Origin of the sequence: Streptomyces venezuelae (genome assembly GCF_008642375.1) — a bacterium.
In the GTDB taxonomy this organism is placed as follows: Bacteria; Actinomycetota; Actinomycetes; order Streptomycetales; family Streptomycetaceae; genus Streptomyces; species Streptomyces venezuelae_G.
In genome coordinates, this window is sequence record NZ_CP029194.1 from 5751065 (window position 1) to 5769214 (window position 18150).

Below are 18150 nucleotides of genomic sequence, written 5' to 3' on the forward strand. Positions count from 1 at the left end.
CGGCGCCGAACCCCGCTCCACGGGCCCGTACGCACTGCTGTGCGTCCGGGCCCGTGGGCGTACCCGAAGCCCTTATGCGTCCGCGCGTACCTTGCGCTCCCAGCGAACAGTTCGGGAACCGGGATGGCGTTGTCCTACCTGCGCGTTAGGGTCCATGAATACGAGGGCACTGCCCTCAGAACAAGACGCTGAGACGGCCTTGGCCGTCGGAGACGAGCAGGTGGATACGTGACGAATCTGAAGCCTTACGCCGCGGGTGAGCCGTCCATCGGTGGCGGCCTCGGCGACCATGTCTACAACCGGCTGCTCGGCGAGCGGATCATCTTCCTCGGCCAGCAGGTCGACGACGACATCGCCAACAAGATCACCGCTCAGATGCTTCTCCTGGCCGCCGACCCGGAGAAGGACATCTTCCTGTACATCAACAGCCCCGGTGGCTCCGTGACGGCCGGCATGGCCGTCTACGACACCATGCAGTACATCCCCAACGACGTCGTCACCATCGGTATGGGCATGGCGGCCTCCATGGGGCAGTTCCTGCTCACCGGCGGCACCGCCGGCAAGCGCTTCGCGCTGCCGAACACCGACATCCTGATGCACCAGGGCTCCGCCGGCATCGGCGGCACCGCCTCGGACATCAAGATCCAGGCCGAGTACCTCCTTCGTACGAAGAGGCGCATGGCCGAGATCACCGCGCACCACTCCGGCCAGACCGTCGAGACGATCATCCGTGACGGTGACCGCGACCGCTGGTTCACCGCGGACGAGGCCAAGGACTACGGCCTCATCGACGCCATCATCACGCACGCCGCGGGTGTTCCCGGCGGCGGCGGCACGGGCGCCTGAGCCCCGGCAGTCCGCTCAAGAGCCCCAGCCCACCGAACGCCACCAGGACGGTGAACACCCAGATGCAGAACAACCTCTCCGCGAGCGGCCTCTACACCGGCGCGCCGATGGACAACCGCTACGTCGTTCCGCGCTTCGTCGAGCGCACCTCGCAGGGCGTCCGCGAGTACGACCCGTACGCGAAGCTCTTCGAGGAGCGCGTGATCTTCCTCGGCGTGCAGATCGACGACGCCTCCGCCAACGACGTCATGGCGCAGCTCCTGTGCCTGGAGTCGATGGACCCGGACCGCGACATCTCCATCTACATCAACAGCCCGGGCGGCTCCTTCACCGCCCTCACGGCCATCTACGACACGATGCAGTTCGTGAAGCCGGACATCCAGACGGTCTGCATGGGCCAGGCGGCCTCCGCCGCGGCCGTGCTGCTCGCCGCCGGTACGCCCGGTAAGCGGATGGCCCTGCCGAACGCCCGCGTGCTGATCCACCAGCCCTCCGGCGGCACCGGCCGTGAGCAGCTCTCCGACCTGGAGATCGCGGCCCGCGAGATCCTGCGGATGCGCAGCCAGCTGGAAGAGATGCTGGCCAAGCACTCCTCGACGCCGATCGAGAAGATCCGCGAGGACATCGAGCGTGACAAGATCCTGACCGCCGAGGACGCCCTCGCGTACGGCCTGGTCGACCAGATCGTCTCGACCCGCAAGAGCACGGCCTCCGCCGAGCGCTGACGTCCGACCTTCCCTCGGCACGGGGCACATGACGCATTCCCGTCCATGTGAACCGTGCCAAGGGGGGCCCGAACAGAGGGCTCGGCAAGGTACCGTCGAATATGAGGCACCAGGAGTCGCTGAACCAAGCACTCCCAGGCGAAGGGGAAGCACCTCGTGGCACGCATCGGTGATGGCGGCGATCTGCTCAAGTGCTCGTTCTGCGGAAAGAGCCAGAAGCAGGTGAAGAAGCTCATCGCGGGACCCGGTGTGTACATCTGCGACGAGTGCATCGACCTCTGCAACGAGATCATCGAGGAAGAACTCGCGGAGACGAGCGAGGTGCGCTGGGAGGAACTCCCCAAGCCCCGCGAGATCTACGAGTTCCTCGAGGGGTACGTCGTCGGGCAGGAGCCCGCGAAGAAGGCCCTCTCGGTCGCGGTGTACAACCACTACAAGCGCGTCCAGGCCGGCGAGAACGGCGGCGCGCAGGGCCGGGACGACGCCATCGAGCTGGCGAAGTCCAACATTCTGCTGCTCGGCCCCACGGGCTCCGGGAAGACGCTGCTCGCGCAGACCCTGGCCCGCATGCTCAACGTCCCGTTCGCCATCGCCGACGCGACGGCGCTGACGGAGGCCGGCTATGTCGGCGAGGACGTCGAGAACATCCTGCTCAAGCTGATCCAGGCGGCCGACTACGACGTCAAGAAGGCCGAGACCGGGATCATCTACATCGACGAGATCGACAAGGTCGCCCGTAAGAGCGAAAACCCGTCGATCACGCGTGACGTGAGCGGTGAGGGCGTCCAGCAGGCCCTCCTCAAGATCCTGGAGGGCACCACGGCCTCCGTACCGCCGCAGGGCGGCCGGAAGCACCCGCACCAGGAGTTCATCCAGATCGACACGACGAACGTGCTCTTCATCGTCGGCGGCGCCTTCGCCGGCCTCGAGAAGATCATCGAGTCGCGGGCGGGCGCCAAGGGCATCGGCTTCGGGGCGACCATCCGCTCCAAGCGCGAGATCGAGGCGAGCGACCAGTTCCAGGAGGTCATGCCGGAGGACCTGGTGAAGTTCGGGATGATCCCGGAGTTCATCGGCCGCCTCCCCGTCCTCACCTCGGTCCACAACCTGGACCGCGAGGCGCTCCTCCAGATCCTCGTCGAGCCGCGGAACGCCCTGGTGAAGCAGTACCAGCGTCTCTTCGAACTCGACGGCGTGGAGCTGGACTTCGACCGCCCGGCCCTGGAGGCCATCGCCGACCAGGCGATCCTGCGCGGCACCGGCGCGCGCGGCCTGCGCGCCATCATGGAGGAGGTCCTCCAGTCGGTGATGTACGAGGTCCCGTCCCGCAAGGACGTGGCCCGGGTCGTCATCACGGCGGACGTCGTCCGGAACAACGTCAACCCGACGCTGGTCCCCCGGATCGTGAAGAACGACGGCAGGCACGAGAAGTCGGCCTGACGCCACGAGCGTGACGAAGTGAGGGGGTCCCACCCGAAGGTGGGACCCCCTCACTCATGTCCGGACAGGTGACCGGTCAACTGCTCAGAGCTTGACGCGGACTTCCTTGCGGAGCTTCGCGGTGACGGAGGCGGCGTCCTCCATCGAGCCTTCCTTGCCCGCGAGCATGTCGGCCATGTTCATCGGAACGACGAAGCCGACCGTGCTGTGGTCCGCCCACACGCAGAACGTCATGGAGAACGCCGGCGTGGATTCGGCCGGGTTGGCCTCGGTCTTCGCCTGCTGGCACTTGAGGAGGGCGCCGTCCAGCTCCGACGGGGTGAACTCCTGCGGGCTGCCGACCAGTTTCGGCTCGTCGGCCTTGGCCTTGTCCTTCTCTGCCTCCGCCTTGATGCCCGCGAAGATGTTGTCGATGGTCTTCTCGGGGTCGTCGATCTCGCCGTAGAGGCCGCTGAAGGAGATCATCTTGCCGCCGAGCGGGTTGGCGGCGTCCTTCACCTCGTAGGTGGCACCGACGTTCGTGGCGTTCTTGACGCCCTTCTGCTCGGGGTCCTTGAGGGAGTCCTTGTCGGGACCGCTGCCGGGCTTCTTCTTGTACTCGGTGAGCACCGTGTCCGGGGTGGTCAGCTTGTGCGCGCCGTCGTCCGCGACCGAGGAACTGCCACCGCCGATCAGGAAGTACGCGCCGACGCCGATCGCCGTGACCACCGCGACCGCGCCGATGATCCAGCCGGCCTTGGACTTCTTCGGGGCCGGCGGGTGCGGGACGTAGCCGCCGGGGCCCTGGGGGGCGCCGTACTGCGGCTGCTGGCCGTACGGGTTCGGCTGCTGCTGCGGGTAGCCGTACGGAGGTTGCTGCGGCGGGACGCCCTGCGGGGCCTGCTGGGGGTAGCCGTAGCCCGGCTGGGGAGCCTGCGGCTGGCCGTAGGGGCCCGGCTGCTGCGGCTGCTGGCCGTACGGGCCCGGCTGGCCGTAAGGGCCGGGCTGCTGGGGCGGCTGGCCGCCGTACGGGCCGGGCTGGTTGTAGCTCATCGACAGGTTCCCCTCACAGGATGTTTATGTCTGCCGAACATCCTGACGGAAGCGATGACCATGAAGTGCGGCGGGGGCCACACCGTTACCGAACCAAAGCGTTTCAGGACAAGGCGAGGACACCCCTAAACTGACCCCGTGACCGAGAACACTCAGCAGCAGACAGCGCCCACCACCGAACTGCCGACCCAGTACGCGCCGGCCGAGGTAGAGGGGCCGCTGTACCAGCGCTGGGTAGAGCGCGGGTACTTCGAGGCGGACGCGAAGAGCGAGAAGCCGCCGTACACGATCGTCATCCCGCCGCCGAACGTCACCGGTTCCCTGCACCTGGGCCACGCCTTCGAGCACACGCTGATCGACGCCCTCACCCGCCGCAAGCGCATGCAGGGCTTCGAGACGCTGTGGCAGCCCGGCATGGACCACGCCGGCATCGCCACCCAGAACGTCGTCGAGCGCGAGCTCGCCAAGGAGGGCAAGTCCCGCCACGACCTGGGCCGCGAGGCCTTCGTCGAGCGTGTCTGGCAGTGGAAGGCCGAGTCCGGCGGTCAGATCTCCGGCCAGATGAAGCGTCTGGGTGACGGCGTCGCCTGGTCCCGTGAGCGCTTTACCATGGACGAGGGTCTGTCCCAGGCCGTCCAGACCATCTTCAAGAAGCTCTACGACGACGAGCTGATCTACCGCGCCGAGCGCATCATCAACTGGTGCCCGCGCTGTCTGACGGCGATCTCGGACATCGAGGTCGAGTACCAGGACGACGACGGCGAGCTCGTCTCGATCCGGTACGGCGAGGGTGACGACTCCCTGGTCGTCGCCACCACGCGTGCCGAGACGATGCTCGGTGACACGGCCGTCGCCGTCCACCCGGACGACGAGCGGTACAAGCACCTGGTCGGCAAGCTGATCAAGCTGCCGCTGACCGACCGCTCGATCCCGGTCGTCGCCGACACCCACGTCGACCCCGAGTTCGGCACCGGCGCCGTCAAGGTGACCCCGGCGCACGACCCGAACGACTTCGAGATCGGCCAGCGCCACAACCTGCCGAACCTCGCCGTCATGGACGAGCGCGCCGTCATCACGGCCCACGGCCCCTTCCAGGGCCTGGACCGCCTGGAGGCCCGCTCCGCCATCGTCGCCGCGCTGCGCGCCGAGGGCCGGATCGTCGCCGAGAAGCGTCCGTACACCCACTCCGTCGGCCACTGCTCGCGCTGCAAGACCACCATCGAGCCGCGTCTGTCGATGCAGTGGTGGGTCAAGGTCGGCCCGCTCGCGCAGGCCGCCGGTGACGCGGTCCGCGACGGCAAGGTCAAGATCCACCCGCAGGAGATGGAGAAGCGGTACTTCGACTGGGTCGACAACCTGCACGACTGGTGCATCTCGCGCCAGCTGTGGTGGGGCCACCGCATCCCCGTCTGGTACGGCCCGAACGGCGAGGTCGTCTGCGTCGGACCGGACGAGCAGCCGCCGACGGGCGAGGGCTGGCACCAGGACACGGACGTCCTGGACACCTGGTTCTCCTCCGGCCTGTGGCCGTTCTCCACGCTCGGCTGGCCCGAGCGGACCGAGAGCCTCGAGAAGTTCTATCCGAACTCCGTCCTGGTCACCGGCTACGACATCCTCTTCTTCTGGGTCGCCCGGATGATGATGTTCGGTCTGTACGCGATGGACGGCACGCCGCCGTTCCACACCATCGCCCTGCACGGCATGGTCCGTGACCAGAACGGCAAGAAGATGTCGAAGTCCTTCGGCAACGTGGTCAACCCGCTGGACTGGATGGACACGTACGGCTCCGACGCCGTCCGCTTCACCCTGGCCCGTGGCGCCAACCCGGGCGTCGACGTCCCGATCGGCGAGGACTGGGTCCAGGCCTCCAGCAAGTTCGCCAACAAGATCTGGAACGCCACCCGCTTCGCCCTGATGAACGGCGCGACGGTCGAGGGCCCGCTGCCGGACGCCTCGGAGATGTCGGCGACCGACCGCTGGATCCTGTCGCGCCTCAACAAGACGGTCGCCGAGGTCGACGCCTTCTACGACGACTACCAGTTCTCGAAGCTGTCGGACGCCCTCTACCACTTCGCGTGGGACGAGGTCTTCGACTGGTACGTCGAGCTGTCGAAGACGACGTTCTTCGCCGGCGGCGAGGGCGCCCGGGTCTCCGGCCGGGTCCTCGGCGAGGTCCTCGACGTCATGCTGCGCCTGCTGCACCCGGTGGTCCCGTTCGTCACCGAGACGCTGTGGACCACGCTGACCGGCGGCGAGTCCGTCGTCATCGCCGACTGGCCGAAGGACAGCGGCTTCCGCGACGCGGCCGCCGAGCAGGAGATCGCCCTGGTCCAGCGGGTCATCACCGAGGTCCGCCGGTTCCGCAAGGAGCAGGGCCTCCAGGACGCGCAGAAGGTCCCCGCCCGCCTCACGCTCGACGGCACCCCGCTCGCCGCGCACGAGGCGGCCATCCGCCAGATCCTGCGCCTCCAGCCGGAGGGCGAGGACTTCTCCGCCACCGCCTCCCTGCCGGTCGCCGGGGCGACGGTCGCGCTCGACCTGTCGGGCACGATCGACGTCGAGGCCGAGCGCAAGCGCCTCGCGAAGGACCTCGCGGCGGCGGAGAAGGAGAAGGCCCAGGCGAACGGGAAGCTCGGCAACGAGGCCTTCCTCGCCAAGGCCCCGGACAACGTGGTCGACAAGATCCGTGGCCGCCTCGCCAAGGCGGACGAGGACATCGCCCGTATCCAGGCACAGCTGGCGACGCTGCCGCAGGCTTAGCCCGTACGGAAGGGGCCCGGAACCGACTCGGTTCCGGGCCCCTTCCGCGTATCCGTCAGGACTCCGTGGCGACCCCCACAGCAGGCCCTTGAGCCGGGAGCGGCCGGGGGCGGACTCGCGGCGGCGAAGGACAGCTGCTCCTGGGATGCTTCGTGCACATTTCTGAGTGAAGCGGCAATGTGGGCGAAGTGCCCGATCTCACACCAGAAGGGACTTCGGGTCCACCGCTTCGGGACGAAAGACCTTGGATGATGGACGGCATGCTCCGCCTCCCCACCGTCACCGCGCTCCGCCGTTGCGTGGACCGGTGGGCCGTCTCGCCCCGCGCCCTCGACGTCGTCACCGCGCTGAGCGCCTTCGGCCTGATGGTCCTCGACGTGCCGGGCCTCGCCCGTGCCGACAACTCGCTGACCGGGGTCACCGCGACGCTCGTCCTGGCGGCCGGGGCGGCCACGCTGGTGCTCAGGCGCCGGCTGCCCTGGGTCCCGTACCTCGTGGCACTCGGCCTGATGGGGTGGCTCCACGAGCTCACCATGATCCAGTTCGCGCTGTACTCGATCGGCCGGTTCCGGGGGCGGCGCGCCGCCGTCGCCGCGACCGTGCTCTACATCGGCGTGGCGTGCGCCCTCTTCCAGACGTCCGGCTGGCCCGCCCGGCACGGCGCCACCCTGATGGACTTCCTGAGCATCGTCGTCCCGATCGGGGTCCTCGCGGCGGGCGTCGGCATCGCCGCGTACCGGCAGGACCTCGTGCGCGCCCTGGAGGTCCAGCGCCGCGAGGCCGCCGCCCGGCAGGCCGTGCAGGAGGAGCGGATCTCGGTCGGGCGGGACGTCCACGACCTGGTCGGCCGGGAGCTCACCGTCCTCGCGGTACGGGCCGAGGTCCTCGCCGTACGGGCGCGGGGCGAGGCCCGCCAGAAGGACTTCGAGGAGCTCGCGGACACCGCCCGCCGCGCCCACCTCATGCTCAACGAGACGATCGTGCGCCGCGCCGACCGGGACGCGGCCACCCCCGGGCTCGAAGGGCTCGCCGCGCTCGCCGAGGAGAGCGAACGGATGGGCAGCCCCGTGGACCTGACGGTCGCGGACGCGGCCAAGGCGCTGTCGCCGCTGCGGCAGGCGGCCGTCCACCGGGTCGTCCGCGAGTGCCTGACGAACGCCGCCAAGCACGCCCCGGGCCTGCCGGTGACGGTCGTGATCACGGTGGAGGGGCCCGATCTGCGGACGGAGGTGCGCAACCCGCTGCCGAAGACCCCGCCGGACCCTTCGCCCGTCTCGACGGGCACCGGGCTGTTCTCCATGGAGGAGCGGGTCGCCAGCATGGGCGGCACGCTGAAGGCCCGCACGGAGGACGGCGCCTACGTGGTGACGGCGCTGCTCCCGGCGGGCCTGGACCGATAGCGGCCGGAGGGCCCGCCCCGAACCTTCAGCGGGCCCGCTCCGCCTTTCCCATGACCCGCTGGAGGCTGTCGAAGTCCTCCACGCACCGCCCCGAGCCCAGGGCCACGCAGTCCAGCGGCCGGTCCGCGACGAAGACCGGGATCAGGGTCGCCGAGGAGAGCCGCAGGTCGAGCCCCGGCAGCAGCGCCCCGCCGCCGGTCAGGACGATGCCGTGCTCCATCACGTCGCCGGACAGCTCCGGCGGGCACTCCTCCAGGGTCGCCCGCACCGCCGCGATGATCGCCTCCACCGGCTCGTCGAGCGCCGCCCGCACCTCCGGCACCGTCAGCTCCACCGTCCGGGGCAGCCCGCTGACCTTCTCCCGCCCCCGCACGGTGAAGGTGGCCCGCTCCCGCTCCTCCTCGCCCGGCACCGGCCACGCCGAGCCGATCGCGACCTTGACGTCCTCGGCCGTCCGCTCGCCGATCAGGAGCGAGTGCTCCTTGCGGACGAAGTCGGTGACGGCCGCGTCGAGGCGGTCGCCGCCGACCCGCAGGGACCGGGCCGTGACGATCCCGCCCAGCGAGATGACCGCGACCTCCGTCGTCCCGCCGCCGATGTCGACGACCATCGAGCCGCGCGGGTCGGAGACCGGGAGTCCCGCCCCGATCGCCGCCGCCATCGGCTCCTCGACGAGGTGCACCGCCCGCGCCCCCGCCGAGAGCGAGGCGTGCACGATCGCCCGCCGCTCGACCGGCGTCACCCCGCTCGGCACGCAGACCACCATCCGGGTGCGGGGCCTGCGGCGGCCCGGGACGGCCTTGCGCACGAAGTGCCGGATCATCTCCTCGGCCGCCTCGTAGTCGCTGATCACCCCGTCCTTGAGGGGGCGGATCGCGCTGATCGACCCCGGTGTGCGGCCGATCGTCTCCTTCGCCTCGGTGCCGACCGCGAGCGCCTGTCGCGAGCCCTCCTGGACCGCCACCACGGACGGCTCGTTGAGCACGATGCCCTGGCCGCGGGCGTAGAGGAGCGTGTTGGCCGTGCCGAGGTCGATCCCTATGTCCATGATCGCCAAGTTTGCCCGGCCGATACGGCGGGCGGTGGACCGAAAGTCCCGAAAGGGGTGGGTCCATGGTCCTGTCGGTGCCCCTCCGTAGACTGGCCCCGTGAGCGAGCCGAGCGACCCGAATGACCAGTTCGACGACATCGTCGACACCGAGACGAACCGCGACCCCGACCTGGCGGTGATCGAGGCCGGCAGCCGTACCCTGCGCACGCAGGGCGGTCCGCCGCAGGGCGACCCCGTGCCGAGCCGTCCCGAGGACCCGGAGCTCGACAAGGCGCTGCGCGAGGTCGAGACCGAGCTGTCCACCCGCTGGGGCGAGACCAAGCTGGAGCCCTCGGTGACCCGGATCGCGGCCCTGATGGACGTGCTCGGCGAGCCGCAGCGCGCGTACCCCTCGATCCACGTCACCGGCACCAACGGCAAGACGTCGACGGCCCGCATGATCGAGGCGCTGCTCGGCGCCTTCGAGCTGCGCACCGGGCGGTACACCTCGCCGCACGTGCAGACGATCACCGAGCGGATCAGCCTGGACGGCGCCCCGATCTCCGCCGAGCGGTTCGTCGAGACGTACCAGGACGTCAAGCCGTACGTGGAGCTGGTCGACGCCCGCGAGGAGTACCGCCTCTCCTTCTTCGAGGTCCTCACCGGAATGGCGTACGCGGCCTTCGCCGACGCCCCGGTCGACGTGGCCGTCGTCGAGGTCGGCATGGGCGGCACCTGGGACGCGACGAACGTGATCGACGCCTCGGTCGCCGTCGTCACCCCGATCGACCTCGACCACACCGACCGGCTCGGCGGGACCACCGGCGAGATCGCCGGCGAGAAGTCCGGGATCATCAAGCAGGGCGCGACCGTCATCCTGGCCCAGCAGCCGGTGGACGCCGCCCAGGTCCTGCTGAAGAAGGCCGTCGAGGCGGACGCCACCGTCGCCCGCGAGGGCATGGAGTTCGGCATCGTCTCCCGCGAGGTCGCGGTCGGCGGGCAGCTCCTCACCCTGCGCGGTCTCGGCGGCGAGTACGACGGCGTGTTCCTGCCGCTGCACGGCGCCTACCAGGCGCACAACGCGGCCGTGGCGCTCGCCGCGGTCGAGGCCTTCTTCGGGATCGGCGCGGACCACGCGCGGACCCTGGACGCGGACACGGTCCGCCGGGCCTTCGCCCAGGTCGCCTCGCCCGGCCGCCTGGAGATCGTCCGCTCCTCCCCGACGGTGATCCTCGACGCCGCGCACAACCCGCACGGCGCGCGGGCCACGGCGGAGGGCGTCAGTGAGGCCTTCGGCTTCTCGCGGCTCGTCGGCGTCGTCTCCACGAGCGCGGAGAAGGATGCCCGGGGTCTCCTGGAGGCCTTCGAGCCGATCTTCGCGGAGGTCGTGATCACCACGAACTCCAACCCGCGGGCCACGGACGTCGACGCGCTCGCCGCGATCGCGGTCGAGGTCTTCGGCGAGGACCGGGTCGTCGTCGAGCCGCGGCTCGACGACGCCATCGAGGCCGCGATCACCCTCGCGGAGGAAGAAGCCGAGTACGGCGGTGCGGGAGTCCTCGTGACCGGTTCGATCTTCACGGTCGGCGACGCCCGGCTGCTGCTGCGAAGGGGCTGAAACCGATGCGCATGCTCTGCTCCTCGACGCTCATCGGCGAGTTCTTCGTCATCGGCTTCGCCGGTCTCGTCGCCATGAAGGACGACAGCCTGGAGATGTCGACCGTCTGGACCGTCTGCGGCGTCGCGATGCTCCTGTCGGTACTGCTGTGCGGGATGGTCACCCGCCCCGGCGGCGTACAGCTCGGCTGGGCGCTCCAGATCGGCCTGATCGCCAGCGGTTTCTTCGTGCCGGTCATGTTCGTCCTCGGCGCCGCCTTCGCCGTCCTGTGGTGGGCCTCGGTGCACTACGGCCGGAAGGTCGACGACATCAAGGCCCGTTGGGCCGAGTCGCAGGCCGGCCAGGGCGCGCAGGCCACGGCAGGGCCTGACGCTGCGTAATCGAGGGCCGTGCGGGACCTGTAGCCTCGGAGGTCCCGCACACCGCTTTTCCGAAGGAGTCCCCCCGTGAGCCAGCGCACGCTCGTCCTGCTCAAGCCCGACGCCGTCCGCCGCGGCCTGATCGGCGAGATCATCGGCCGTATCGAGCGCAAGGCCGGCTGGACCCTGGCGGCCCTGGAGCTGCGCGAGCTGGACCAGGACACGCTGGAGCAGCACTACGGCGAGCACAAGGGCAAGCCCTTCTACGAGCCGCTGATGGGCTTCATGTCCTCCGGTCCCGTTGTCGCGCTCGTCGTCGAGGGCGAGCGGGTCATCGAGGGCGTCCGCCAGCTCGCCGGCCCGACCGACCCGATCGCCGCCGCGCCCGGCTCCATCCGGGGCGACTTCGGCACCATCGTCCGTGAGAACCTGATCCACGCCTCGGACTCCGAGGAGTCGGCGCTCCGCGAGCTGAAGATCTTCTTCCCGGGTCTCGTCTGATCCGGTGTGCCGATCCGTCGCTGACCCGGCGTCAGCCGATCGGCACAACCCTGTGGGGCGACCGAAGGAATTTCGGTCGCCCCCAGGCATATGAACGCCAATCCCGGGAACGGATCGCCGCGTCCTGCCGTCACCAGTACTGAGGTGGACCAACGCGCGGCATCCGCGCGGGCGGCACTACGATGGAAAACTCCACGCCGCACCACTCTCAGCCATGGGAAATCAAGGGGAACTCAATGTCGTTCATCGGCCGTGACATGGCTGTCGACCTCGGGACCGCCAACACGCTGGTGTACGTCAGGGGCCGAGGCATCGTTCTGAACGAGCCGTCCGTCGTCGCCATCAACACCAACACCGGCGGCATCCTGGCGGTCGGCGCCGAAGCGAAGAAGATGATCGGCCGGACGCCCGGCAACATCGTCGCCGTCCGCCCGCTCAAGGACGGCGTGATCGCCGACTTCGAGATCACGGAGCGGATGCTCCGCTACTTCATCCTCAAGATCCACAAGCGTCGCTACCTCGCGCGCCCCCGGGTCGTCGTCTGCGTGCCCTCCGGCATCACCGGCGTGGAGCGCCGCGCCGTCATCGAGGCCTCGACGCAGGCCGGTGCCCGCCAGGTGCACATCATCGAGGAGCCCATGGCGGCGGCCATCGGCTCGGGCCTCCCCGTCCACGAGGCCACCGGCAACATGGTCGTCGACATCGGCGGCGGCACCACCGAGGTCGCCGTCATCTCGCTCGGCGGAATCGTCACGGCACAGTCGATCCGGGTCGCCGGCGACGAGCTGGACAACGCGATCATCCAGCACATCAAGAAGGAGTACTCGCTCCTCCTCGGTGAGCGGACCGCCGAGCAGATCAAGATCACCATCGGTTCGGCCTACGACCTCGACAACGACGAGCACACCGAGATCCGCGGCCGCGACCTCGTCTCCGGTCTGCCCAAGACGGTGGTCATCTCCGCCGCAGAGGTCCGCAAGGCCATCGAGGAGCCGGTCAACTCGATCGTCGACGCCGTGAAGACGACCCTCGACAAGTGCCCGCCGGAGCTCTCCGGTGACGTCATGGACCGCGGGATCGTTCTCACCGGTGGAGGCGCCCTGCTCCGCGGCCTCGACGAGCGGCTCCGCCGCGAGACCGGCATGCCGATCCACATCGCCGAGGACCCGCTGGACTCGGTGGCGCTCGGCGCCGGCAAGTGTGTGGAGGAGTTCGAGGCCCTCCAGCAGGTCCTGGACGCCCAGCCGCGCCGCTAGGCGCGTACCGCACCCGCACCACACGAGCAGTACCCACAAGAGAACAAGCACAGCCGAACAACGAACCACGAGGAAAGGCACGGCCGCCGCACGTGAGGGACACACGAGAGAGCCGGCTGCTCCTGGTGCTGCTGATCGCCATCGCGTTCGCACTGATCACGGTGGACATCCGCGGAGGCCAGGAGTCACCCGTCGACGGTGCCCGGCAGGCCGCCGCCGCGGTCTTCGGGCCCGTCGAGAACGGTGTGGCGGCGGCCGTCGACCCCATCGGGAACGCCATAGGCGCGGTACGCGACTCCGGTGAGCGGCACACCCGGATCGCCGCCCTGGAGAAGGAGAACGCCGAGCTGAAGGCCGAGCTCGGCAGCGACGACCGCAACCGCAACAGGCTGCGCGAGCTCGACTCCATCCTCAGGACGGCCGGCGCCGGGCAGTACGGCATCAAGGGCGCGCAGGTCATCGCCATAGGAGCGGCCCAAGGCTTCTCCTGGACCGTCACCGTCGACATCGGCGCCCGCGACGGCGTCAAGCGGGACATGACCGTCCTCAACGGCTCCGGACTCGTCGGCCGGGTCACCACCGTCGGCCCGTCCACCTCCACGGTCCTCCTCGCCAACGACCCCGACTTCACCGTCGGCACGCGCATGGAGAAGAGCAACGAGCTCGGCTTCGCCACCGGCCAGGGCGACGGCCCCCTGCTCGTCCAGCTCCTCAACGGCAAGGCCAAGGTGAAGCCGGGCGACCGTCTCGTCACCTTCGGCTCCAGCGGCGACAAGCCCTTCGTGCCCGGCGTCCCGGTCGGCGAGATCGTCCGCATCGACCCCGCGGGCGGCGGCCTGACCCGGAACGTCTACGTCCGCCCGTACGTCGGCTTCACCAAGCTCGACATCGTCGGCGTCGTCGTCCAGGCCCCCCGCTCCAACCCGCGCGACACGGTCCTGCCGCCGAAGCCCAAGCCCGCCCCGACCGTCACCGTCACGGTCACGCCGCCGCCACCGGACGGACAGCAGGCAGCCGACGGACAGAAGCCGAACGAGAACCAGCAGGGCCAGGACCAGGGGGACGCGACACCGTGAAGTTCAACCGCATCCTCCTCTCCGCGACCCTGATCGTGGTCGCCCTCGTCGTCCAGGTCTCCGTCCTCGCCCGCCTGCAACTCCCCGGCGCCGTCCCCGACCTGGTCCTCCTCACCGTGGTCGCCCTCGCCCTGGTGTACGGCCCCGTCAGCGGCTCCCTCATCGGCTTCACCGCCGGCCTCCTCGCCGACCTCGCCCCGCCCGCCGACCACGCCGCCGGCCGCTACGCCCTCGTGCTCTGCGTCATCGGCTACCTCGTCGGCCTCGCCAAGCCCGAGAACGGCCGGCTCACCTCCGCGACCGGCCCCATGGCCGTCGTCGTCGCCGCGGCCGTCGGCTCCACGCTGCTCTACGCGGGCGTGGGCGCCCTCGTCGGCGACACCGCCGCCCGCCATGTGGGCCTCGGCTACCTGCTCTTCACCGCGGCGGTCTACGACCTGCTCCTCGCGCCCTTCACCGTGCCGCTCATCATGGCGCTGGCCCGGCGCGCCGAGAACGATCCACTCGCCGACGCCACCGGGGCGAACGGCGCCGACGTCGCCTCCGGCTGGCTGTCCTCCGGCACGGGCCTGCGGATCGGCAACCAGCGAGGCGGCCTGCGCGTGAAGGCCGCCCGCGGCCGCGCCTCAAAGGCCGGACGCATCAAGGGAGTCAAGCGACTGTGACCGAGGGGGTCCCGGCAGTATGAGCAACATCCCCGAGACCGGGCGGACCCCGCGGGTCCAGATCCGGCTCGTCGTCATCCAGATCCTCGTCTTCTCGCTGCTCCTGACCCTGGGAGGCCGCCTCTGGTACCTCCAGATCCGGAACGGCAAGGAGTACACGGACGAGGCGAAGAACAACCACGTCCAGCAGGTCGTCCAGCCCGCCGTCCGCGGCTCCATCCTGGACGCCCGCGGCGTCCCGCTCGCCGACAACGAGACCCGCCTGGTCGTCTCGGCGTCCCGTACCGAGCTGATGAAGATAAAGGACAAGGGCAAGGACGTCCTCACCCGGCTCGCCGGCGTCCTGGAGATGAAGCCCGAGGACGTCATCAACAAGATCCGCCTCTGCGACTCCCAGACCCCCAAGCCCTGCTGGAACGGTTCGCCCTACCAGCCGATCCCCGTCACCGACGAGGCCACCACCCAGCAGGCGCTGACGATCCGCGAGGCCTCCGAGGACTTCCCCGGCATCACCGCCGAACCCGCCGCCGTACGCCGCTACCCCGCGCCCGGCAAGGCCCGCACCGCGCAGGTCCTCGGCTACCTCTCGCCCGTCACCGACGCCGAGATCGAGAAGGCCAAGGACAGCGACTCGCCGTTCCTCCGCTCCGACCAGGCCGGCCGCTCCGGCATCGAGCGCACGTACGACAAGGAGCTGCGCGGCAAGGCGGGCGTGACCCGCTACGAGGTCGACAACCTCGGCCGGGTCATGGGCCAGACCGAGTCCGACCCCGGGGTCGCCGGCTCCACCCTCGTCACCAGCATCGACGCCCGGGTCCAGGCCGTCGCCGAGTACGAGCTCAACCAGGCCATGAAGGCCGTCCGCGGCGAGACCGACAAGATCACCAACCGCAAGTACGAGGCCGACGCGGGCGCCGTCGTCGTCATGGAGACGAAGACCGGTCGCATCGTCGCGATGGCCTCCCAGCCCGACTACGACCCGAACGCCTGGGTCGGCGGCATCTCCGCCAAGGACTACGCCGCGCTCACCAGCAAGAACTCCAACTACCCGCTGCTCAACCGGGCCATCCAGGGCCAGGCCCCGGCGGGCTCCATCTTCAAGGTCGTGTCGGCGAGCGCCGTCGTACGGGCCGGCCACGACTTCAACGACAAGTACAACTGCAGCGCCTCCTACAGCCTCGGCAACCGCAGCTTCGCCAACTTCGAGTCCAAGGGCCACGGCCCCATCACCCTGGGCGAGGCACTCAAGTACTCCTGCAACACCGTCTTCTACGCCCTGGGGCACCAGGAGTGGCAGCGCGACGGCGGGATCAAGCCCAAGCAGGGCGCCAACGACTGGTTCTACCGCACCGCCCGGGACTTCGGACTCGGCTCCGAGACCGGCATCGACCTGCCCAACGAGGTCACGGGCCGCATCCCCGACCGCCAGTGGAAGCAGAACTTCTGGGCGGCCAACAAGGACGCCTGGTGCAAGCAGGGCAAGAAGGGCGGCACCTACGTCGAGCAGATCGCCTACGAGAGCTGCCTCGAAGGCAATCAGCTCAAGGCCTACGACAGCATCAACTTCGCCATCGGCCAGGGCGACGTCCTCGTCACCCCCATCCAGATGGCCACGGCCTACTCCGCCATCAGCAACGGCGGCACCCTCTTCAACCCCACCGTCGGCAAGGCCGTCATCAGCCCCGACGGCAAGAGCGTCCGGGAGATCAAGCCGAAGGCCCACGGCAAGCTGCCGATCAGCGCCGAGACCGTCCGCGACCTCGACAAGGGCCTGCGCTCGGTCGTCGAGCCCGGCGGCACCGCCGCCTGGCGGTTCGGTGGCTGGCCCCAGGACAAGATCCCGCTGCGGGCCAAGACCGGCACCGCCCAGGTCTACGGCAAGCAGACCACCTCCTGGCTGGCGACCTACTCCGACGACTTCACCATCGTCATGACGATCTCCCAGGGCGGCACCGGCTCCGGAGCCTCCGGCCCCGCCGTGCGCAACATCTACGACGCCCTCTACGGCCTCGACGACGCGGGCAACCAGGACCTCAAGCGGGCCCTGCTCCCCGAGCCGCAGAAGGCCCTGCCGAAGGTCAACGCCGACGGCACCATCGACGCCCCCGACATCAAGCCGTACGACCCGAAGTCCCAGCTGGTCGACCCCGCCGAGAACGGCGCACCGCCGCCGCTCGCAGGCCCGCCCGCCCACCTGAGGGACTGACCCGATGACGACACGTACGAGCTTCTCCGTCTCCCGTTACGCACCCGAGCGCGGGCCGCTGGCGAAACTCACCGCCCGCGACTCGCTGCTCCGGCGCCTCGACTGGCCCATGCTGCTCTCGGCGCTCGCGCTCTCCTTCATCGGGTCGCTGCTCGTCTGGTCCGCGACCCGGAACCGCACCGAGCTGAACCAGGGCGACCCGTACTACTTCCTCTTCCGGCACGTGCTCAACACCGGCATCGGGGTCGCCCTGATGATCGGCACGATCTGGCTCGGCCACCGCACCCTGCGCGGCGCGGTCCCGATCCTCTACACGCTGTCGATCGTGCTGATCCTCGCCGTCCTCACCCCGCTCGGCGCCACCATCAACGGCGCCCACGCGTGGATCGTCGTCGGCGGCGGCTTCTCCCTCCAGCCCAGCGAGTTCGTGAAGATCACGATCATCCTGGTCATGGCGATGCTGCTGGCCGCCAAGGTCGACGCGGGCGACCAGCTCTATCCCGACCACCGGACCGTCGCCAAGGCCCTCACGCTGGCCGCCCTCCCCATGGGCATCGTGATGCTGATGCCCGACCTCGGCTCGGTCATGGTCATGGCCGTCATCGTGCTCGGCGTGCTGCTCGCCTCCGGCGCCTCCAACCGCTGGGTCCTCGGCCTGATCGGCGCGGGCATCGGGGGCGCGGTCCTCGTCACGGCGCTCGGCATGCTGGACGAGTACCAGATCAACCGCTTCGCCGCCTTCGCCAACCCCGACCTCGACCCCGCGGGCGTCGGCTACAACACCAACCAGGCCCGCATCGCGATCGGCTCCGGCGGCCTCCTCGGCGCCGGACTCTTCAAGGGCTCCCAGACCACCGGCCAGTTCGTGCCCGAGCAGCAGACGGACTTCGTCTTCACGGTCGCGGGGGAGGAGCTCGGCTTTGTCGGCGCGGGCCTGATCCTGCTGCTCCTCGGCGTCGTCCTCTGGCGGGCCTGCCGGATCGCCCGCGAGACCACCGAGCTCTACGGCACGGTCGTCGCGGGCGGCATCATCGCCTGGTTCGCCTTCCAGTCCTTCGAGAACATCGGCATGACGCTCGGCATCATGCCGGTCGCGGGTCTGCCGCTGCCGTTCGTCTCGTACGGCGGCTCGTCGATGTTCGCCGTGTGGGTGGCGATCGGGCTGCTGCAGTCGATCCGGGTGCAGCGCCCGATGACGGCATAGGGCCCGCCCGGCGGGGCCAGGCGTATTAGATT

General features: G+C 69.7%; 15 protein-coding genes. 13 read left to right on the plus strand and 2 right to left on the minus strand.

The window, feature by feature from the left end:
* Positions 1-228 precede the first annotated feature (228 nt).
* The 3 genes from DEJ46_RS26405 to clpX all read left to right on the plus strand — a co-directional run bounded on the left by DEJ46_RS26405 (position 229) and on the right by clpX (position 3011).
* Positions 229-846: an ATP-dependent Clp protease proteolytic subunit gene (locus DEJ46_RS26405; protein WP_141301940.1), complete on the plus strand. Its 618-nt coding sequence runs from the start codon at positions 229-231 to the stop codon at positions 844-846.
* A gap of 62 nt (positions 847-908) precedes the next feature.
* Positions 909-1571 carry an ATP-dependent Clp protease proteolytic subunit gene (locus tag DEJ46_RS26410; protein WP_037641831.1) on the plus strand — a complete coding sequence of 221 codons (663 nt, stop codon included), beginning with the start codon at positions 909-911 and terminating at the stop codon, positions 1569-1571.
* A gap of 156 nt (positions 1572-1727) precedes the next feature.
* Complete coding sequence (gene clpX, locus DEJ46_RS26415; protein ID WP_015033605.1) at positions 1728-3011, plus strand: ATP-dependent Clp protease ATP-binding subunit ClpX; 1284 nt, start codon at positions 1728-1730, stop codon at positions 3009-3011.
* Between the two features lie 84 nt (positions 3012-3095).
* Here clpX and DEJ46_RS26420 read toward each other — a convergent pair whose 3' ends face one another.
* On the minus strand, positions 3096-4043 hold the full coding sequence (locus tag DEJ46_RS26420; protein WP_150270246.1) for a hypothetical protein: 948 nt from the start codon (positions 4041-4043) through the stop codon (positions 3096-3098).
* A gap of 138 nt (positions 4044-4181) precedes the next feature.
* On the opposite strand from DEJ46_RS26420, the gene DEJ46_RS26425 reads away from it, so the two are divergent.
* On the plus strand, positions 4182-6803 hold the full coding sequence (locus DEJ46_RS26425; RefSeq protein ID WP_150270248.1) for a valine--tRNA ligase: 2622 nt from the start codon (positions 4182-4184) through the stop codon (positions 6801-6803).
* A 260-nt stretch (positions 6804-7063) separates the two neighbouring features.
* Positions 7064-8203, plus strand: coding sequence for a sensor histidine kinase (locus DEJ46_RS26430; protein WP_223835100.1), 1140 nt, complete (start codon positions 7064-7066; stop codon positions 8201-8203).
* Positions 8204-8228: 25 nt separating this feature from the next.
* On the opposite strand, the gene DEJ46_RS26435 is transcribed toward DEJ46_RS26430, so the two are convergent.
* Complete coding sequence (locus tag DEJ46_RS26435; protein WP_190622891.1) at positions 8229-9251, minus strand: rod shape-determining protein; 1023 nt, start codon at positions 9249-9251, stop codon at positions 8229-8231.
* A gap of 100 nt (positions 9252-9351) precedes the next feature.
* Between DEJ46_RS26435 and folC the strand changes: the two genes are divergently transcribed.
* The 8 genes from folC (at position 9352) to rodA (ending at position 18118) form a co-directional block, all read left to right on the plus strand.
* On the plus strand, positions 9352-10851 hold the full coding sequence (gene folC / locus DEJ46_RS26440; RefSeq protein ID WP_150270254.1) for a bifunctional tetrahydrofolate synthase/dihydrofolate synthase: 1500 nt from the start codon (positions 9352-9354) through the stop codon (positions 10849-10851).
* Positions 10852-10856: 5 nt separating this feature from the next.
* A complete protein-coding gene (locus tag DEJ46_RS26445; protein ID WP_150270256.1) occupies positions 10857-11231 on the plus strand; it encodes a DUF4233 domain-containing protein in 375 nt (124 codons plus the stop codon).
* 66 nt (positions 11232-11297) lie between these two features.
* On the plus strand, positions 11298-11711 hold the full coding sequence (gene ndk / locus DEJ46_RS26450) for a nucleoside-diphosphate kinase (protein WP_141301954.1): 414 nt from the start codon (positions 11298-11300) through the stop codon (positions 11709-11711).
* A 236-nt stretch (positions 11712-11947) separates the two neighbouring features.
* Positions 11948-12967, plus strand: a complete 1020-nt coding sequence (locus DEJ46_RS26455) for a rod shape-determining protein (RefSeq protein ID WP_024755513.1) — start codon at positions 11948-11950, stop codon at positions 12965-12967.
* Between the two features lie 92 nt (positions 12968-13059).
* On the plus strand, positions 13060-14043 hold the full coding sequence (mreC, locus tag DEJ46_RS26460; protein WP_150270257.1) for a rod shape-determining protein MreC: 984 nt from the start codon (positions 13060-13062) through the stop codon (positions 14041-14043).
* Positions 14040-14708 (plus strand): rod shape-determining protein MreD, encoded by a 669-nt coding sequence (gene mreD / locus DEJ46_RS26465; RefSeq protein WP_150270259.1) that lies wholly within the window; start codon positions 14040-14042, stop codon positions 14706-14708. Before mreC ends, mreD begins: the two co-directional genes overlap by 4 nt.
* A gap of 19 nt (positions 14709-14727) precedes the next feature.
* A complete protein-coding gene (gene mrdA / locus DEJ46_RS26470; protein ID WP_150270261.1) occupies positions 14728-16914 on the plus strand; it encodes a penicillin-binding protein 2 in 2187 nt (728 codons plus the stop codon).
* Positions 16915-16918: 4 nt separating this feature from the next.
* Positions 16919-18118, plus strand: coding sequence for a rod shape-determining protein RodA (rodA, locus tag DEJ46_RS26475; protein ID WP_150270263.1), 1200 nt, complete (start codon positions 16919-16921; stop codon positions 18116-18118).
* Positions 18119-18150: the final 32 nt, after the last annotated feature.